The sequence below is a fragment of the Nonomuraea sp. NPDC052116 genome (assembly GCF_040680035.1).
In the GTDB taxonomy this organism is placed as follows: domain Bacteria; phylum Actinomycetota; class Actinomycetes; order Streptosporangiales; family Streptosporangiaceae; genus Nonomuraea; species Nonomuraea angiospora_A.
Genome location: NZ_JBFAWA010000042.1, coordinates 40,128 through 54,597, shown reverse-complemented (window position 1 = coordinate 54,597; position 14,470 = coordinate 40,128). Strand labels below are relative to the sequence as shown.

The 14,470-nt window shown below is 70.1% G+C and carries 15 protein-coding genes; 9 read left to right on the top strand and 6 right to left on the bottom strand.

All coding sequences use genetic code 11. From position 1 onward, the window contains the following. Positions 1 to 81: 81 nt before the first annotated feature. The 4 genes from AB0L65_RS51975 to AB0L65_RS51960 all read right to left on the bottom strand — a co-directional run bounded on the left by AB0L65_RS51975 (position 82) and on the right by AB0L65_RS51960 (position 3,458). A complete protein-coding gene (locus tag AB0L65_RS51975; protein ID WP_364262832.1) occupies positions 82 to 510 on the bottom strand; it encodes a nuclear transport factor 2 family protein in 429 nt (142 codons plus the stop codon). Positions 511 to 539: 29 nt separating this feature from the next. Continuing rightward, a complete protein-coding gene (gene wrbA / locus AB0L65_RS51970) occupies positions 540 to 1,148 on the bottom strand; it encodes an NAD(P)H:quinone oxidoreductase (RefSeq protein ID WP_364262829.1) in 609 nt (202 codons plus the stop codon). Positions 1,149 to 1,260: 112 nt separating this feature from the next. Next, positions 1,261 to 2,181, bottom strand: a complete 921-nt coding sequence (gene sigJ, locus AB0L65_RS51965) for an RNA polymerase sigma factor SigJ (protein WP_364262826.1) — start codon at positions 2,179 to 2,181, stop codon at positions 1,261 to 1,263. A 233-nt stretch (positions 2,182 to 2,414) separates the two neighbouring features. Continuing rightward, positions 2,415 to 3,458: an NAD(P)-dependent alcohol dehydrogenase gene (locus tag AB0L65_RS51960; RefSeq protein WP_364262823.1), complete on the bottom strand. Its 1,044-nt coding sequence runs from the start codon at positions 3,456 to 3,458 to the stop codon at positions 2,415 to 2,417. A gap of 97 nt (positions 3,459 to 3,555) precedes the next feature. Between AB0L65_RS51960 and AB0L65_RS51955 the strand changes: the two genes are divergently transcribed. The 9 genes from AB0L65_RS51955 (at position 3,556) to AB0L65_RS51915 (ending at position 12,200) form a co-directional block, all read left to right on the top strand. Then, positions 3,556 to 4,143 carry a TetR family transcriptional regulator gene (locus AB0L65_RS51955; protein WP_364262820.1) on the top strand — a complete coding sequence of 196 codons (588 nt, stop codon included), beginning with the start codon at positions 3,556 to 3,558 and terminating at the stop codon, positions 4,141 to 4,143. 97 nt (positions 4,144 to 4,240) lie between these two features. Beyond that, complete coding sequence (locus AB0L65_RS51950) at positions 4,241 to 4,633, top strand: VOC family protein (protein ID WP_364262817.1); 393 nt, start codon at positions 4,241 to 4,243, stop codon at positions 4,631 to 4,633. Beyond that, positions 4,630 to 5,505: a sigma-70 family RNA polymerase sigma factor gene (locus tag AB0L65_RS51945; protein WP_364262814.1), complete on the top strand. Its 876-nt coding sequence runs from the start codon at positions 4,630 to 4,632 to the stop codon at positions 5,503 to 5,505. The genes AB0L65_RS51950 and AB0L65_RS51945 overlap by 4 nt, the downstream gene beginning before the upstream one ends. Before the next feature lie 107 nt (positions 5,506 to 5,612). Next, entirely contained in the window at positions 5,613 to 5,777 is a 165-nt protein-coding gene (locus tag AB0L65_RS51940; protein ID WP_364262811.1) for a hypothetical protein, read from the top strand. Positions 5,778 to 5,810: 33 nt separating this feature from the next. Next, the gene (locus tag AB0L65_RS51935) at positions 5,811 to 6,770 is read left to right on the top strand and encodes a hypothetical protein (protein WP_364262809.1); all 960 of its coding nucleotides are present in this window, start codon (positions 5,811 to 5,813) and stop codon (positions 6,768 to 6,770) included. Positions 6,771 to 6,959: 189 nt separating this feature from the next. Beyond that, complete coding sequence (locus AB0L65_RS51930) at positions 6,960 to 9,116, top strand: transglycosylase domain-containing protein (RefSeq protein WP_364262806.1); 2,157 nt, start codon at positions 6,960 to 6,962, stop codon at positions 9,114 to 9,116. A gap of 11 nt (positions 9,117 to 9,127) precedes the next feature. Next, positions 9,128 to 9,661, top strand: a complete 534-nt coding sequence (locus tag AB0L65_RS51925) for a PadR family transcriptional regulator (protein ID WP_364262803.1) — start codon at positions 9,128 to 9,130, stop codon at positions 9,659 to 9,661. Then, positions 9,658 to 10,404 carry an ABC transporter ATP-binding protein gene (locus AB0L65_RS51920; protein WP_364262800.1) on the top strand — a complete coding sequence of 249 codons (747 nt, stop codon included), beginning with the start codon at positions 9,658 to 9,660 and terminating at the stop codon, positions 10,402 to 10,404. The genes AB0L65_RS51925 and AB0L65_RS51920 overlap by 4 nt, the downstream gene beginning before the upstream one ends. A gap of 5 nt (positions 10,405 to 10,409) precedes the next feature. Continuing rightward, positions 10,410 to 12,200, top strand: coding sequence for an FtsX-like permease family protein (locus AB0L65_RS51915; protein ID WP_364262797.1), 1,791 nt, complete (start codon positions 10,410 to 10,412; stop codon positions 12,198 to 12,200). Here the strand turns inward: AB0L65_RS51915 and AB0L65_RS51910 are convergent. Further along, complete coding sequence (locus AB0L65_RS51910; RefSeq protein WP_364262794.1) at positions 12,181 to 13,155, bottom strand: redoxin family protein; 975 nt, start codon at positions 13,153 to 13,155, stop codon at positions 12,181 to 12,183. The genes AB0L65_RS51915 and AB0L65_RS51910 overlap by 20 nt on opposite strands. A 102-nt stretch (positions 13,156 to 13,257) precedes the next feature. Next, positions 13,258 to 14,454, bottom strand: a complete 1,197-nt coding sequence (locus AB0L65_RS51905; RefSeq protein WP_364262791.1) for an FAD-dependent oxidoreductase — start codon at positions 14,452 to 14,454, stop codon at positions 13,258 to 13,260. Between the last annotated feature and the right edge of the window lie 16 nt (positions 14,455 to 14,470).

Sequence of the window (14,470 nt, the reverse complement as noted above, 5' to 3'; positions counted from 1 at the left end):
TTGTCATCGTTTCATCACACGATGCGGGATCGGCCGTCACGAATGCCGGGCGGGCGGTGTCTCTGTCGTCAAGCGGCCGGCTCACACCGCCGGTGGGACCCAGGGTTGAAGGGTCTCCGGGTCGAACGGCATGGAGATGTGTTCGTGCGTGATCAGCCACTTGCCGCTGGACCGGCGGCAGCAGACCGTCGAACGTACCCACATCACGCGATCAGAGCCGTCCTTCAGGGTTCCGGTGTCCAGGTGGAGCATGTGCGCGAACGCGACGTCTCCGTTGATGGCGATGTTGAGTTCGTGCGTTTCCAGGCCGATGGGGCCGACATATTCGTCGAACCACCGCACGAAATTGCGGCTGACTTCGTCGGACCCCGCGAACTGGAGAGGGGGAACGACATCGTAATAAACGATGTCGGGAGAATAGTGCGACATGAGCCGGTCAATGTCCTTTGCCTGGCAGGCATCGACTCGACCGTCCAGGAAGGCCAGAAATTCGGCATCGTTCGTAGTCATTGCATCCTCCATTCAAGGAATGTGTGGTGTCAGGCGGCGCGGCCGGCCTTGAGTGAGGCGGCGGTGTCGACGATTCGGCGGGCCTGGTAGCGGGCCGCGTCCAAGGGCACCTCGCCGGGCGCGCCGTCGCCGGCCACGTGGGAGGTGCCGTACGGGTTGCCTGACTGGAACTGGATGGGGTCGGTATAGCCGGGAGGCACGATGATGCCGCCCCAGTGGTAGAACGTGTTCCCCAGCGCCAGGATGGTGGATTCCTGCCCGCCATGGGCGGTGTTGGAGGCGGTGAAAGCCGAGTACACCTTGTTGGCGAGCAGGCCCTGGAACCACAGGGGCCCGGTGGTGTCGATGAACGCCCTGAGCTGACTGGCCGGGTTGCCGAAGCGGGTGGGGGTACCGAACAGCACCGCGTCGGCCCAGCCCAGGTCGTCGAGGCCGGCCTGGACGACGTCGGCGGTGTCCTGAATGTGCTGGCCCCAGGCCGGATTGGCGCTGATCGCCTCCGGCGGAGCCGTTTCGGCAACCTTGCGCAGTCGCACATTGGCACCGGCCTTTTCCGCGCCTTCGGCGGCGGCTCGCGCCAAGGCATGCACGGTGCCGGTGGCACTGTAGTAAATGATCGCGAGGTTGACGGGTTCCATGGTCAGTTTCCTTTCGTAATGTTCGTCTCAGGAGATTGACGACAGAGCCGTGCGAAATGTCAGGCGGACGTCTTTGCCGAGCGCTTCGCGTGCGGGTTCATCGCCGCGCGCGTCAGGCCGTCCAGGGCCGGAGCTTGTTGGGGTTGCGTACGGCCCACAGGTGCTTGATCCGCTCGCCTGCGACGTCGAACGCCATGACCACCACGGTCTCCCCGTTCTGCTGGGCCGCCAGGCCGGGCTGACCGTTGACCGTACGCTCCAGGAACACGAGGTCGGGTGCCAGGCCGGCGACCTCGACCAGGTAGCGCGCGATCCGCTCGGCGCCCTCGACCGGCTCCAGCATGGCGGTGACCAGGCCGCCGCCGTCGGCGATCGCCGTGGCGTCGGGGTCGAGGAGGCCGACGAGGGCTCTGATGTCCTTGGCCTCCCAAGCCTGCTTGAAGTCCCTGACGACGTCGGCCTGCCGGGCCTCCGGCGTCACGGGCGTCTGCGACTCGCGGATGCGGCGGCGCGCGGAGGACGCGAGCTGGCGGCAGGCGGCCGGGGTACGGCCGACGACCTCGGCCACTTCGGCGAAGGAGTAGCGGAAGACGTCGTGCAGGACGAACGCGACGCGCTCGGCCGGGGTCATCGCTTCGAGCACCACGAGGAACGCCATGGTGACCGACTCGTCGAGGGTGATCCGGTCGGCGGGGTCGCCCGGCCGCGCGCCGGTCCACTCCGTACGGTCGGGCAGCGGCTCGGGAACCCATTCGCCCACGTAGCTCTCGCGGCGGACCCGGGCCGAGCCGAGCAGGTCCAGGCAGATGCGGCCGGCGACCTTGGTCAGCCAGGCGCCGGGGCTCTCGATGGCCTCCTGTTGCTGCGGGGTCATGGCGTACCAGCGGGTGTAGGTCTCTTGCACGACGTCCTCGGCGTCGGCCAGCGAGCCGAGCAGCCGATAGGCGAGATTGATCAGCCGACGCCGCTCGCTCATGATCGCGCTCAGGCTCGGATCGCGCCGGTTGTCTCCTGGCTCTGATCGGGTGGTCATGATATGTCGTCTTTCCTTGTCGCAATCGCTCTCACCACTACGACGAGACAGCGCCGTGGAATGTGAGGTCTGGCCTGACATTCCACGACGCCGCGCATCCGAGAACGGCCCGCGGGCGTAGACCTCCAGGCCGTCCGGATGCCGTTGGAGGCCGAGCCGAGCCATGGATCAACCGAGGCTCGGTGGGTGCGGAGATCGCGGGCGCGGCCTCGCCGATGAGCGCGTGGCTGTCCTTAATCCAGGTCGGACATGTCGAGTACGAAACGGTAGCGGACGTCGTTGCGGCGGAGGCGGTCGAGGACCTCGTTCACCCGCGCAGAGGGGAGCAGTTCGATCTCGGCGGTGATGCCCTTGTCGGCGCAGAAGTCCAGCATGGCGGCGGTCGCAGGACGGCCGCCGCTGCCCGCGGAGCTGAGCTTCTTGCGCCCCACGAGCAGGTCCATGGCCTCCACGGTGAGCGATCCGAGATGCCCGAGGTGGCTGAGGGTGCCGTCCATGGCGACCAGCCGCAGATACGGGCCGAGGTCGTGCGGGGTGGAGATGGTGTCGATGACGACGTCGAACGTGTCTCGGGCCGCGGCCATCTGTTCCGGATCCGTGGACACGATGAACCCGTGGGCGCCGAAACGGCGCGCGTCGTCGGCCTTGGCGGGGGATCGGCTGATGACCGACGTCGTGGCGCCGAGGGCCACGGCCATCTTGACCGCGAGGTGCCCCAGGCCGCCCAGGCCCGCCACGGCGACGTGACTGCCGGGCCCCACCCCCAGAGTGTGCAGGGGCTCCCAGACGGTGATGCCGGCGCAGAGCAGCGGGGCGGCGCCGGCCGGGTCCAGGCCAGGGGGCAGCGGGTAGACGAACCGCTCGCGGACGACGTACTCGCGGGAGTACCCGCCCAGGGTGGTCGATTCGTCCTGCCGGTCGCTGCCGCCGTAGGTCAGGGTCGGGAAGGCGTGACAGAAGTTCTCCTGGCCGGCCCGGCACATGGCGCACTCGCCGCAGGAATCGATGATGTTGCCGACGGCGACCCGGTCGCCGGCGGAGAAGCGGGTGACCGCGGGCCCGGTCTCGGTCACTACGCCGGTGAACTCGTGCCCCGGAACCAAGGGTTGCCCCGCTTTGGCGTCGTGGTCGCGGAGCGCATGCAGGTCGCTGTGGCAGACGCCGCAGTAGTCGATCTGGACCGCGAGGTCGTCGGGGCGCAGGTCGCGACGCCGCAACAGGGTGCGCCGCAGACTCGCCGCCGCGCCGTCCGCCTGCCATCCGGTCGTGGTTCGCACGGCGATTCTCCTTAAACAGACTGTTCGGTTTATTGGAGTCTAGGCACGGCGTCGCCTGCTCGGCAAACCAACTGTTCTGTTTGGTAGGGTCGTCAGCATGGCGGACCAGCCCCTGACCTCGCGCGGAGCCGCGACCTACCAGCGCATTCTTGATGCGGCGACCCGGGAGTTCGCCCAGTACGGCATCGCCGGGGCGCGGATCGAGCGGATCGTGTCCGCTGCGAACACCAACAAGGCCCAGCTCTACGCCTACTTCGGCAACAAGGACAAGCTCTTCGACGCGATCTTCTTCGGCTCGCTGGAGCGGATCGTGAACGTCGTCCCGATCGACGCCGCCGACCTCGCGGACTGGGCCGTACGCCTCTACGACGAGTACCTCCGCCGTCCCGACCTCATCCGGTTGGCCACCTGGGCGCGCCTGGAACGCCGGCCGACCGGCCACCTCGTGGAGGAGCACGACCGGGTCGACGATCGCAAGCTGCGTGCCATCGCCGAGGCCCAGGCCGCCGGGCGAGTGCGCCAGGGAGACCCGTTCGACGTGATGGCCATGGTCATCGCCATGTCCATGGCCTGGTCGCCGGTCAGCAACGTCTATGCGGCGACCGCCGAGGAGCCCTCCGACGTCCACGAACAGCGCCGCGCCCTGCTCCGCGAATGCGTCCGGCACGCAGTCGCGGCCGATTGAGGCTCCCGGAGCGGTCCTGTTACCTTCTCCCATCGGCACTCGTCATAGGTGCGACGACCGAATACGAGGTCGCGCCAACGAGTGAAGTGAGAACAAGATGCTGAACAACATCATGTACGCGACGGTCTACGTCACCGATCAGGACCGCGCGCTGGAGTTCTACACCGAGGGACTCGGCCTGGAAAAGCGGATCGACTTCCGGGGGCCCGACGGACGTTTCCTCACCGTGGGCGTTCCCGACAGCCCCGTGCAGATTCTCCTGTGGTCGCATGCGGCGGCCGCGGGTCAGCCGGGCGACGGGGGCCAGGATGGCGCGCCCGGTCCGCTGATCCTCGAATCCGATGATCTGCGGAAGGATTTCGAGCTCCTGCGCCGGCGCGGCGTCACTTTCGAAGAGTCCGAACCCGTGGACTATCCGTTCGGGGTCCGTATCGAGGCGGTGGACCCGGACGGCAACCGGGTCTCGCTCCGTCAGCAGCGAAAGCCGTGACCGCCCACCCGTCCGGTCTCGTGACCGAGGCGTTCGAGGCCCAGCGCGAGCGGCTGCGCGCCGTCGCGTACCGCGTGCTGGGCTCGCACGCCGACGCCGAGGACGTGGTCCAGGAGGCCTGGATGCGTCTCGTCCGCCAGGACGAGGCGACCATCGGCAACCTGGCGGGCTGGCTGACCACCGTGGTCGGCCGCATCAGCCTGGACCTCCTGAGATCCCGCCAGGCCCACCCCGAAACCGCCTACGGGCACGAGCATGCGGACCTCGTGGTGACGCCCCACGACGAACCCGCGCCGGACGAGCAGGTGGCGCTGGCCGATTCGGTCGGCCTCGCCCTGCTCGTCGTGCTCGACTCGCTCACCCCGAGCGAGCGCCTGGCGTTCGTCCTGCACGACATGTTCGCGGTCCCGTTCCACGAAATCGGCCAGATCCTGGGCAAATCCGCCGACGCCAGCAAGATGCTCGCCAGCCGCGCCCGCCGTAAGGTCCAAGCCACGGACCGGCCGGCGGGCCCCGGCCGCGAGCACCGGGAGGTCGTCCACGCGTTCCGCGCCGCCGCCCTCGGCGGCGACTTCGAAGCGCTCCTGCGGGTCCTCGACCCGAACGTGAAGCTGACCGTCGACACCCCCGGCGGCGTGGTGGTCACCCTCGGCGCCACCGAGGTCGCCGCCGGCGCCCGCATGTTCTCCGGCGAGGTCGCCCGCCACCGACCCGTGCTGGTCAACGGCATCCCCGGCCACATGTCCTGGCGTCCCGACGGAACTCCTCTCTCCGTCATCGCCTTCACCGTCGCCGAAGGCCGGATCACCGGCATCCACATCGTCGTCGACCCGGCCAAACTCGCCTCGATCCAGCTGTCCGCCCCGGCCTGAGGCGGTGTCGTCAGGCTCGGCCCGTGCATGTGCGACCCGGGCCGAGCCCAGGCCCTGGCCGAGGGCCACACCGTCACCGCCGTCACCCGGCATCCGGAGGCGCGCAGATGGTCGGCCGGTTCACCGCACGCCGCGACCTGGCCGACGCGCTCGTCCGCGAGGCCGTCGAGGATCGCAGCGTCCGCTCCGTCGTCGAGGCCATCACCGCCGAGGGCACGCCGAGCGTCTACCGCGTGTTCCCGAAGGAGGCACTCCGCATCGGCAATGCTTGATGGTGGCCCGCGGCGGGTGGCTACACTCTGCGGATGATCATGAGCGAAACGATCCCCACCGATTCCCCGATCCGCGACCTCTCCGTTGTACGCCACGAGGGAAGCTCCCTGATCGTCTGCACGGACAGGTGGGGCGGGGTGTGGACGTGGTCTCCGTCGACCGGCGAGTGGTCGGGGCATTCCCTGCCGTACGCGCACGCGGGGGATCCGGCCGTGGCGCAGTTCCCCGATGCCGGGAACGTCATCGACATGGTCGCCGCGCTCTCCGTTGACGGCAGGCTCCTCCTGGCGGCCGGCGGGGACGAGCAGGAGCCGGCTCTGTGGGACCTCGGCAGCGGTGAGCTCCTGTGGCGGACACCGCTCAACGGTGCCTACCTCGCCGATGTCATCGCGTTCGACGGCCGGTTCGTCACCGCGCAGCAGTATTCCGAGGAGGTGCGGCTCTGGTCGCCGGACGGCACGGACACGCTGCTTGACGAAGTGGGCCAGTTGTCCTGCCTGGGGACGGCACAGGTCGGTGACCGCCGTCTGATCCTGGCAGGCGGTTCGGGAGCCCAGGTGTGGGAAGCCGCGAACCTCACCGAGCTCGGCTCCTTCTATCCGTACGAGGGGCGGGTGTGGGCCGTGACGGCCTGCGCTCTCGCAGAGCGCACGGCGATCGTCGCGGTCACCGAGAAGGGCGAACTGTACGCCTGGGCCCTTGACGCCGAACCGGACGAGCCGCTGTACGGACCGGTCCCCGCTTCGGGCGGGGCTCTGGAGACGGTGGCGGTGATGACGGTGGACGGGCGGCCGCTGGTGGTGACCCCGACCCAGGACTCGCTGCGCCTGTGGGACGCCACCGACGGGACCGAGGTCGGCCACGTCAACGCGCACGGGCACGGCATCACGACGATGGAGCCGGCGATCGTCGACGGCCGTCGGGTGCTCGTCACCTCCGGGGGCGACGGAGTCCTGCGGATCTGGGACGAGTCCGACCTCGCCCGGGAATGACGCCCCCGGCGCTTTGACACCCCTTAGGGTAACCGCTATCTATTGGCTAACCGTTAGGGGGATGGATTGCTGGCAATGGCCGAGGAGCCGTCGCGCGGGTACCGCTCACATACTCGGCGCGAGGCTGGCCGCAGCGGTGCCGGGGAAAGCCCGCGCAGGGGGCGGCGCCGCGCCACTCCCCAGGCGACGGTGCCAGGTGGTGACGGGTTACGGAGATCCGGCGGTCAGGGACGAGGCGGGCCGGGCGGCGAAGGGCCCGGGGGAGGGCCGGACGAGGACGGCGGCCGGCCGCGCCGGACCGGCTGGAAGCGGTTCATCCCCAGCTGGAAGGTCGTGGTCCTCGCCTGCACGGTGCTGGCGGTGGGTCTCTTCGGCATGATCATGGTGGCGTACGCCAACACCCCGCTGCCTCTGGCGACCCAGCAGAAGGCAACCGAGCAGGGCAGCGTCATCTACTACCGGGACGGCAAGACCGAGATCGCCCGGCTCGGCACCAAGCGCGAGATCGTCCCGATCACCAAGATCCCGCGGCATGTCCAGGACGCCTTCATCGCCGCCGAGAACCGCACGTTCCGCACCGACCCGGGCATCTCGGTGTCCGGCATCACGCGGGCGGCGTGGAGCACCCTGACCGGCCAGCAGGTCCAGGGTGGCTCGACGATCACGCAGGAGATGGCGCGGGCCTACTACGACGGCCTCAGCCAGGAGCGGACCATTCAGCGGAAGGTCAAGGAGATCTTCGTCTCGATCCGCGCCAGCAAGGAGATGTCGAAGGACGAGATCCTCGCCAACTACCTCAACACCATCTATTTCGGCCGCGGCGCGGACGGCATCCAGGCCGCCGCCCAGGCGTTCTTCGACAAGGACGTCGACAAGCTGACCCCCGCCGAGGCGGCCTACCTGGCGGGCCGGATCCAGAACCCGGTCGTCTTCGACAAGACGGAGGCCAAGAAGAACTGGGCGCCGACCCGGGAGCGGTTCGCGTACGTCATCGGCGGCATGGCGATCGTCGACCCGGCGAAGTACGGGCAGCTGCCCAGGACGGCGAAGTTCCCCAAGCTCGCCAAGCTGGACAAGAAGGAGACCCTCAAGGGCATCAACGGCTACATGGTCGACATCGCGCAGCGTGAGCTGGAGCAGCGGGGGATCTCCAGGGAGAGCCTGCGCAGCGGCGGTTTCCGGGTCACGACGACGTTCGACAGGAAGCTCATGCAGGCCGCGAAGAAGGCGGTGGAGAGCAACCTGGCCACCGTCAACGACAAGCACATCCGCGCGAACATGGCCGCCGTGGACCCGCGCAACGGCCGGGTGATCGCGTTCTACAGCGGCCGCGACTACCTGAAGAGCTTCACCAACAACGCCTTCGACGCCTACAAGCAGGCCGCGTCGGCGTTCAAGCCGTACGTGCTGGCCGCCTGGCTCGAGAACGGCTACAGCCTCAAGAGCTACGTGTCCGGCAACGGCCCGGTCACGCTGCCGGGCACCAAGCCGATCGGCAACTCGCACGACGTGGGTGCGGCCGTGCAGATCGACCGGGCCACCGCCGAGTCGGTGAACACGGCGTTCGCCACGATGGCGCAGGAGGTCGGCCTGAAGGAGGTCGAGAGGGTCGCCGGGGGCGCCGGGATCAACAAGAAGAACCTGGACCAGGCCGTCAAGGACCACGCGTTCGGCATGTCCATCGGCGCCGGCCTGGTCACCCCGGTCGAGCAGGCCGACGGGTACGGCATCTTCGCCAATGGCGGTGTCCACCACGACGCGCACGTGGTCGTCTCGGTCAAGACGTTCAAGGGGATGACCGTCATTGAGGAGGCCGGCGTGCCCAAAACGGTCATCAGCCCGGACAGCGCCGCGGACGCGACCTACGCGATGCAGCAGGTGGTCAAGTACGGCACCGCCGCGGGCACCTCACTGCCCGGCGGGCGTCCGATCGCCGGCAAGACCGGCACCAACAACGAGAACAAGGAAGCCTGGTTCGTCGGATACACCCCGCAGCTCTCCGCGGCCGTCGGGATGTACAAGGAGGTCCCGCGGACGGACCCGAAGACCAAGAAAATCATCAAGGACGCCAACGGCTACCCCCTGCCCAAGGAGGTCTCCCTGGGCAACATCCAGGGAGCCGGGACACCCACCAAGATCTGGCGTGACTTCATGACGATCGCGATGGACGGCAAGCCGGTCGAGCAGTTTCCGGCGGCGACCTTCGGCGGCCGGCAACACGACCTGGTGCGGAAGCCGACACCCAAGCCGACCCAGGAGCCGTCCACCAGCGACGACCCGTTCGAGGACGGCGATCCCCTCGAAGGGGACGACGTCACCACCGGGTTCCGGCTCAGGAAACCTTAGGGGGAGGGGACATGCAGGACGCAGTGCTGGCGATGCTCGCCAAGGAGGCGTCGCACGGCTACCACCTGCACGCCCGGCTGCGGCAGAGTCTCGGCCCGCTGGGTGAGTCGATGAACCGCGGTCAGATCTATGTGACGTTGGCCCGGCTGGAAAAGGCGGGGCTCGTGGTCTGCGAGCGGGCCGACGGCCTTCCCGAGCGGCCGGACCGCAAGGTCTATGCGCTGACGCCGGCCGGGCAGCAGCGGGTGGCCGCGTGGCTGGCCGAGGTGGGCTGGCCGAAACCGGACCTGGCGGAGTTTCACCTCAAGCTCGTCGCGGCCGACGCGGCCCGGCTCGCCGACCCGGTCGAGCTGGTCGCGGCGCAGCGCCGCGAGCTGCTGCGCCGCCTGAACGAGACGCAGCACGCGGCGCTGGCCGAGCCGGCGGGCTCGGGCGCCGGCCTGCTGCTGGAAGGGATCATGCTGCGGCTGCAGGCGGACCTGCGCTGGCTGGCGGCCTGCGAGCGAGCCTGGTCCAGGATCGACGACAAGGTTGAGGACGCATGAACGAGTCGAGTCCCGTGGTCGGTGTCCGCGGCCTGGTGAAACACCATGGTCAGGGGCAGGGCCGGGTCCGCGCGGTCGACGACGTCGACCTGGAGGTCCCCCAGGGGCAGATGCTGGCGGTGATGGGCCCCAGCGGCTGCGGGAAGTCCACCCTGCTCCACCTGCTCGGTGGCCTGGAGCGGCCCAGCGACGGGGAGGTGTGGCTGGCGGGCCGGCGCATCGACACGCTGAGCGAGCGGGCGCTGGCGCGGCTGCGGCGCCGGTCGGTGGGGTTCGTCTTCCAGGCCTTCCATCTGGTGGAGGAGCTGTCGGCGGCCGAGAACGTGGAGCTGCCCGTACTGCTGGCCGGACGCTCACGGCGCGAGGCCAGGCGGCGCACGGGCCTGCTGCTGGAACGGGTCGGGCTCACCGATCGTGCCCGGCATCTGCCGTCGCAGCTGTCGGGCGGGCAGCGCCAGCGGATCGCCATCGCCCGCGCGCTGGCCAACGACCCGCTGGTCGTCCTGGCCGACGAGCCGACCGGCAACCTCGACACCGCGGCGACACTCGACGTGCTGAGGATCTTCGAGGACCTGCGTTCGGCGGGGCAGACCCTCGTGATCGTCACGCACGACGAGCGGGTGGCGGCCACCGCGGACCGGCTGATCTCGATGCGCGACGGGATGTTCGTCGACGACACCCGGATGGCCGGCACGGGCACCGGCACCGGGTGGCTCGGCGGCCTGATCGGGCTGGAGGGCTGAACGGCATGGGCTCCATCGTCCTCGTCGTGCGTCTGGTGCTGGCTGACGTGCGGCGGCACCGGGTCCAGGCCGTGATGCTCCTGCTCGCGGTGACCGTGGCCACCGCCACGATGGCACTGGGCCTGTCCCTGCGCGGCGTGAGCGACGCGCTGTACGAGCAGACCCGCGCGGCCACCGCCGGGCCGGACGTGGTGGTGCTCTCCGGCGAGACGGGCCCCGCCGTGACCCCGACCCTGGCCTCGCTGACGGACACTCCCGAAGTGGTCGCCCACCATGGCCCTTATCGCATCGTCTACGCCAACCTCACCACGCGCGATTCAACGTCGTCCCCAGTGGTGGTGCAGGGCTTCGCCGAGAAGCCCGGCGAGGTCAACCGGCCCCTGGTGACCTCGGGTCAGTGGGTCCGCTCCGGCGGCACGGTCCTCGAACGCGGCTTCGCCACCGCGCTGGGCGTCGGCGTCGGCGACCACGTCACCATCGCCGGCCGGTCGTACCCCGTCGTCGGGATCGCCGTCACCGCGGCCACCTCCATCTACCCCTGGGCGGCGCAGATCGGCCCGGGCGGCGGCCCCAGCGACTACAGCGGCCTGGCCTGGATGACCCGATCGGACGCCCGGACACTGGCGTCGTCCCAAGACCTCCCGGTGACCACGGCCATGGACCTCAAGCTGCGCGACCCCGCCGCCACCGAGACCTTCATCGACGCCCGCAGCGTGCCCACCCTCAGGGTCAACTTCCACTCCTGGCAGTTCACCGCGCAACAGGACATGGTCATCCTCAGGAACAGCCAGCCGATCCTGGTCGTCGGTAGCTGGCTGCTCAGCTTCCTGGCCATCACCGGAGTGGCGGCGCTGGCCGCGGGACGTGCCGTCGAGCAGACGCGCCGGGCCGGGCTGCTCAAGGCCGTCGGCGCCACCCCGGGTCTGATCGCCGCCGTCCTGTTCACCGAGTACCTGGTGCTGGCGCTGGTCGGCGACGTGCTGGGGCTGGTGATCGCCCGCCTGACCGTGCCCGCCATCGCCAGCCCCACCGCCAGCCGGATCGGCGAAGCGGCCGGGCCCGGCGGTGCCACCGTCGCCACGGCGACCGTCCTCGCCGTGGCGGTGGCGGTGCTGTCCACGCTGCGTCCCACCCTGCGGGCCATGCGTACGGCGACCGTCACGGCGCTGTCCGCCACCGCGCACCAGCCCCGCCACCGGCCCTGGCTCACCGCGCTGTCCGCGCTGCTGCCCACGCCGCTGCTGCTCGGGCTGCGGCTGACCGCCCGCCGGCCGGGCCGCGCCGTGCTGCAGGTGTGCTCCACCGCCACCACAATGATCGCGATCGTCGCCCTGCTGACCCTCTACGTCCAAACCGAGAGGGGTTACGGCCTGAACGGCTCCTCCGCCCTGCCCAACCTGCGGGGCGAGCACGACCGCCGGCTGATGCTCGCCGTCGCCATCCTGCTGATCGCACTCGCCGTCGTGAACACCATCACGCTCACCTGGACCACGGCGATGGACGCCCGAGCGAACATGGCCATCGCCCGCACCCTCGGCGCCACCCCGGGACAGATCTCCGCGGGGCTGTCCGCCGCCCAGCTCCTGCCCGCCCTGCTCGGCGCACTTGCCGGTGTTCCCCTGGGCATCGGCTTGTTCGGGCTCTTCAGCGTCGGGAACACGATCACACCGCCCGTCTCCTGGATGCTGGCGGCCGCACTCGTGATCGTCCTGGCAACGGCGGCACTCACCGCCGTACCCGCACGCTGGGCGGCCCGTCGGCCCGTGGCACAGACCCTCAGCGCCGAAACGGCCTGACCAGAGGGTTGTTGCGCAGCCAGGTCAGGACCTGGCCGGCGTGCTCGTCCGGCGGGAAGATCGGGTAGAAGACGTGCTCGATCACGTCGTCGCGGATGATCAGGGTCAGCCGCTTGTACAGCGTCCGCCCGCCGGCCTCGAACGTGGGCAGACCGAGCGACCGGGCCAGGCTCCGCGCAGGGTCGGAGAGCATCCGGAACGGCAGGTGGAGCCGCTCGACGACCTCGCGCTGATAGTCGGTGTCCTGGCTCGACAGGCCGAACACGCCGGCCGCGCCGGCGGCGAGCAGGTCCTGATGGTGGTCGCGGAAGCCGCAGGCCTCGGGGGTGCAGCCGCGCGCTCCGGGGATCGAGTCCCAGCCGTCGGGCAGGTCGGTGCCCGGGCGGCCGGTGAGCGGGTAAACGTAGAGCACCGTACGGCCCGCGCCGAGCGCGTCAAGGCGGATCGTCGCGCCGCCGGTGCCCTGGAATTCCAGGTGCGGCACCTTCATGCCCGGCAGATGGGCGGCCGCGCCGTCGTCCTCGGGAACGGGCAGGTCAGCGGGCAGGCTCGCGTAGTCGGTCATCGGGTCCTCTCCTTCGGTGGCCGGTGAGACGCGGCTGTTGCGGTGGGCGGCCTCCTCCAGGTGCCCGATCAGCACCGCCCGCCGGGCGGTGAGCCCTTCGATCCGCTGCGTGAGCTCGGCGATCGCGTCCCGGTACCCGGCCAGCGAGGCCGGGCAGTCGTCGGCGTGCCGGTGGCCGGCCGTGAGGCAGTCCAGGAACGGCCGGGTGCGCTCGACGGGGATCCCGAGGTTGCCGAGTGCCCGGATCTCCCGCGTGAGTCGTACGTCGTGCTCGTCGTAGTCCCGGTAGCCGTTGGCCAGCCGCCCGGGCGTGAGGAGTCCCAGCGATTCGTAGTAACGCACCGCTTTTGTCGTCACGCCCGCCCGACGGGCCAGCTCGCTGATCCGCATGCCTCTCACCTCGAAGAACGGTAAACCCTGCCCTTGAGGGTAAGGTCAAGCCGGGCCGAGGACGTCTCTGTGGCCGCGCGGGCGCCCGCCGCCCCTCGCGCTCTATGCCGACGCCTTGACGGCCGAGCCCGCCGCGGCGCGCTCCCGCGTGACGCGGCGGCGCCGGGTGGGCAGCCCGAGCGTCGGGTTGGCGACGCCCCAGGCGGCGCTCTTGCAGATCAGTTCCTTGTAGACGGCGGCGAGCCGGCCGGTCAGGACCGCCTGCACGGCGCGGTCGTCGGCGGTGACGTACTGGATCAAGCCCTCCTTGCGGCCCAGCGAGATGCACTGGTTGAAGTAGCGGATCGACACGTTCGGGAGCTTCCCGCCGGTCAGGCGCGCCGCGATCACGTCGGCGGCCTGCCACGCGGTCGGGGTTCCCGAGGCGCACGACATGCGCAGCGGCTTGTCGCCGGGGCCCATCACCATGGCCGCGTCGCCGATGGCGTACACGTCCGGGTGCGAGACCGAGCGCATGGTCCCGTCGACCACGATCTGGCCGCTGCCGGTGACCTCCAGGGCGGTCGCCTTCGCGATCGGGTGAACCGCGAAGCCGGCGGTCCACACGGTGACCGCGGCCGGGATGGCCGTGCCGTCGGCGGTGGTGACGCGGTCGGCTTCGACGCCGGTGACGGCGGCGTGCTCGTACGCGGTGATCCCGAGCTTGCCGAAGACCTTGCGCAGGTGCTCGCGGCCCTTGGGGGAGAGCCAGTCACCGAGGCCGTCCCGGGCGGCGAGGGCGACGTCGAGGTCCGGGCGGGCCTCGGCGATCTCGGTCGCGGCCTCCAGACCGGTGAGACCGCCGCCGACGACGACCACGCTCTGCCCGGCGTCGAGGCGGGCCAGGCGCTCGCGCAGCCGGAGCGCTCCGGGGCGGCTGGCGATCTCCTGGGCGTGCTCGGCGGTCCCGGGGACGCCTTGGGCGTTCCAGCGGCTGCCGAGGGCGTAGACGAGCGTGTCGTAGGGGAGTTGTCCCTCACCGTTCGCGTCGATGACGGCGACGGTCTTGCGGTCGACGTCGACGCCGGTGACCTGCGCGAGCCGGACGTCGACGCCGGTGCCCGCGAACATCTCGCTGAACGGCCGGGGCTTGAGGTCCTGGCCGGTCGCCACCTGGTGCATGCGGACACGTTCGACGAAGTCGGGCTCGGCGTTGACGAGGGTGATGGCGACGTCCTCGCGGTGGAGCCGCTTGGCGAGGCGGCCGGCGGCGACGGCTCCGGTGTATCCGGCTCCGAGGACGACGATGCGGTGCTGCATTTTCTGCTCCTGTCTG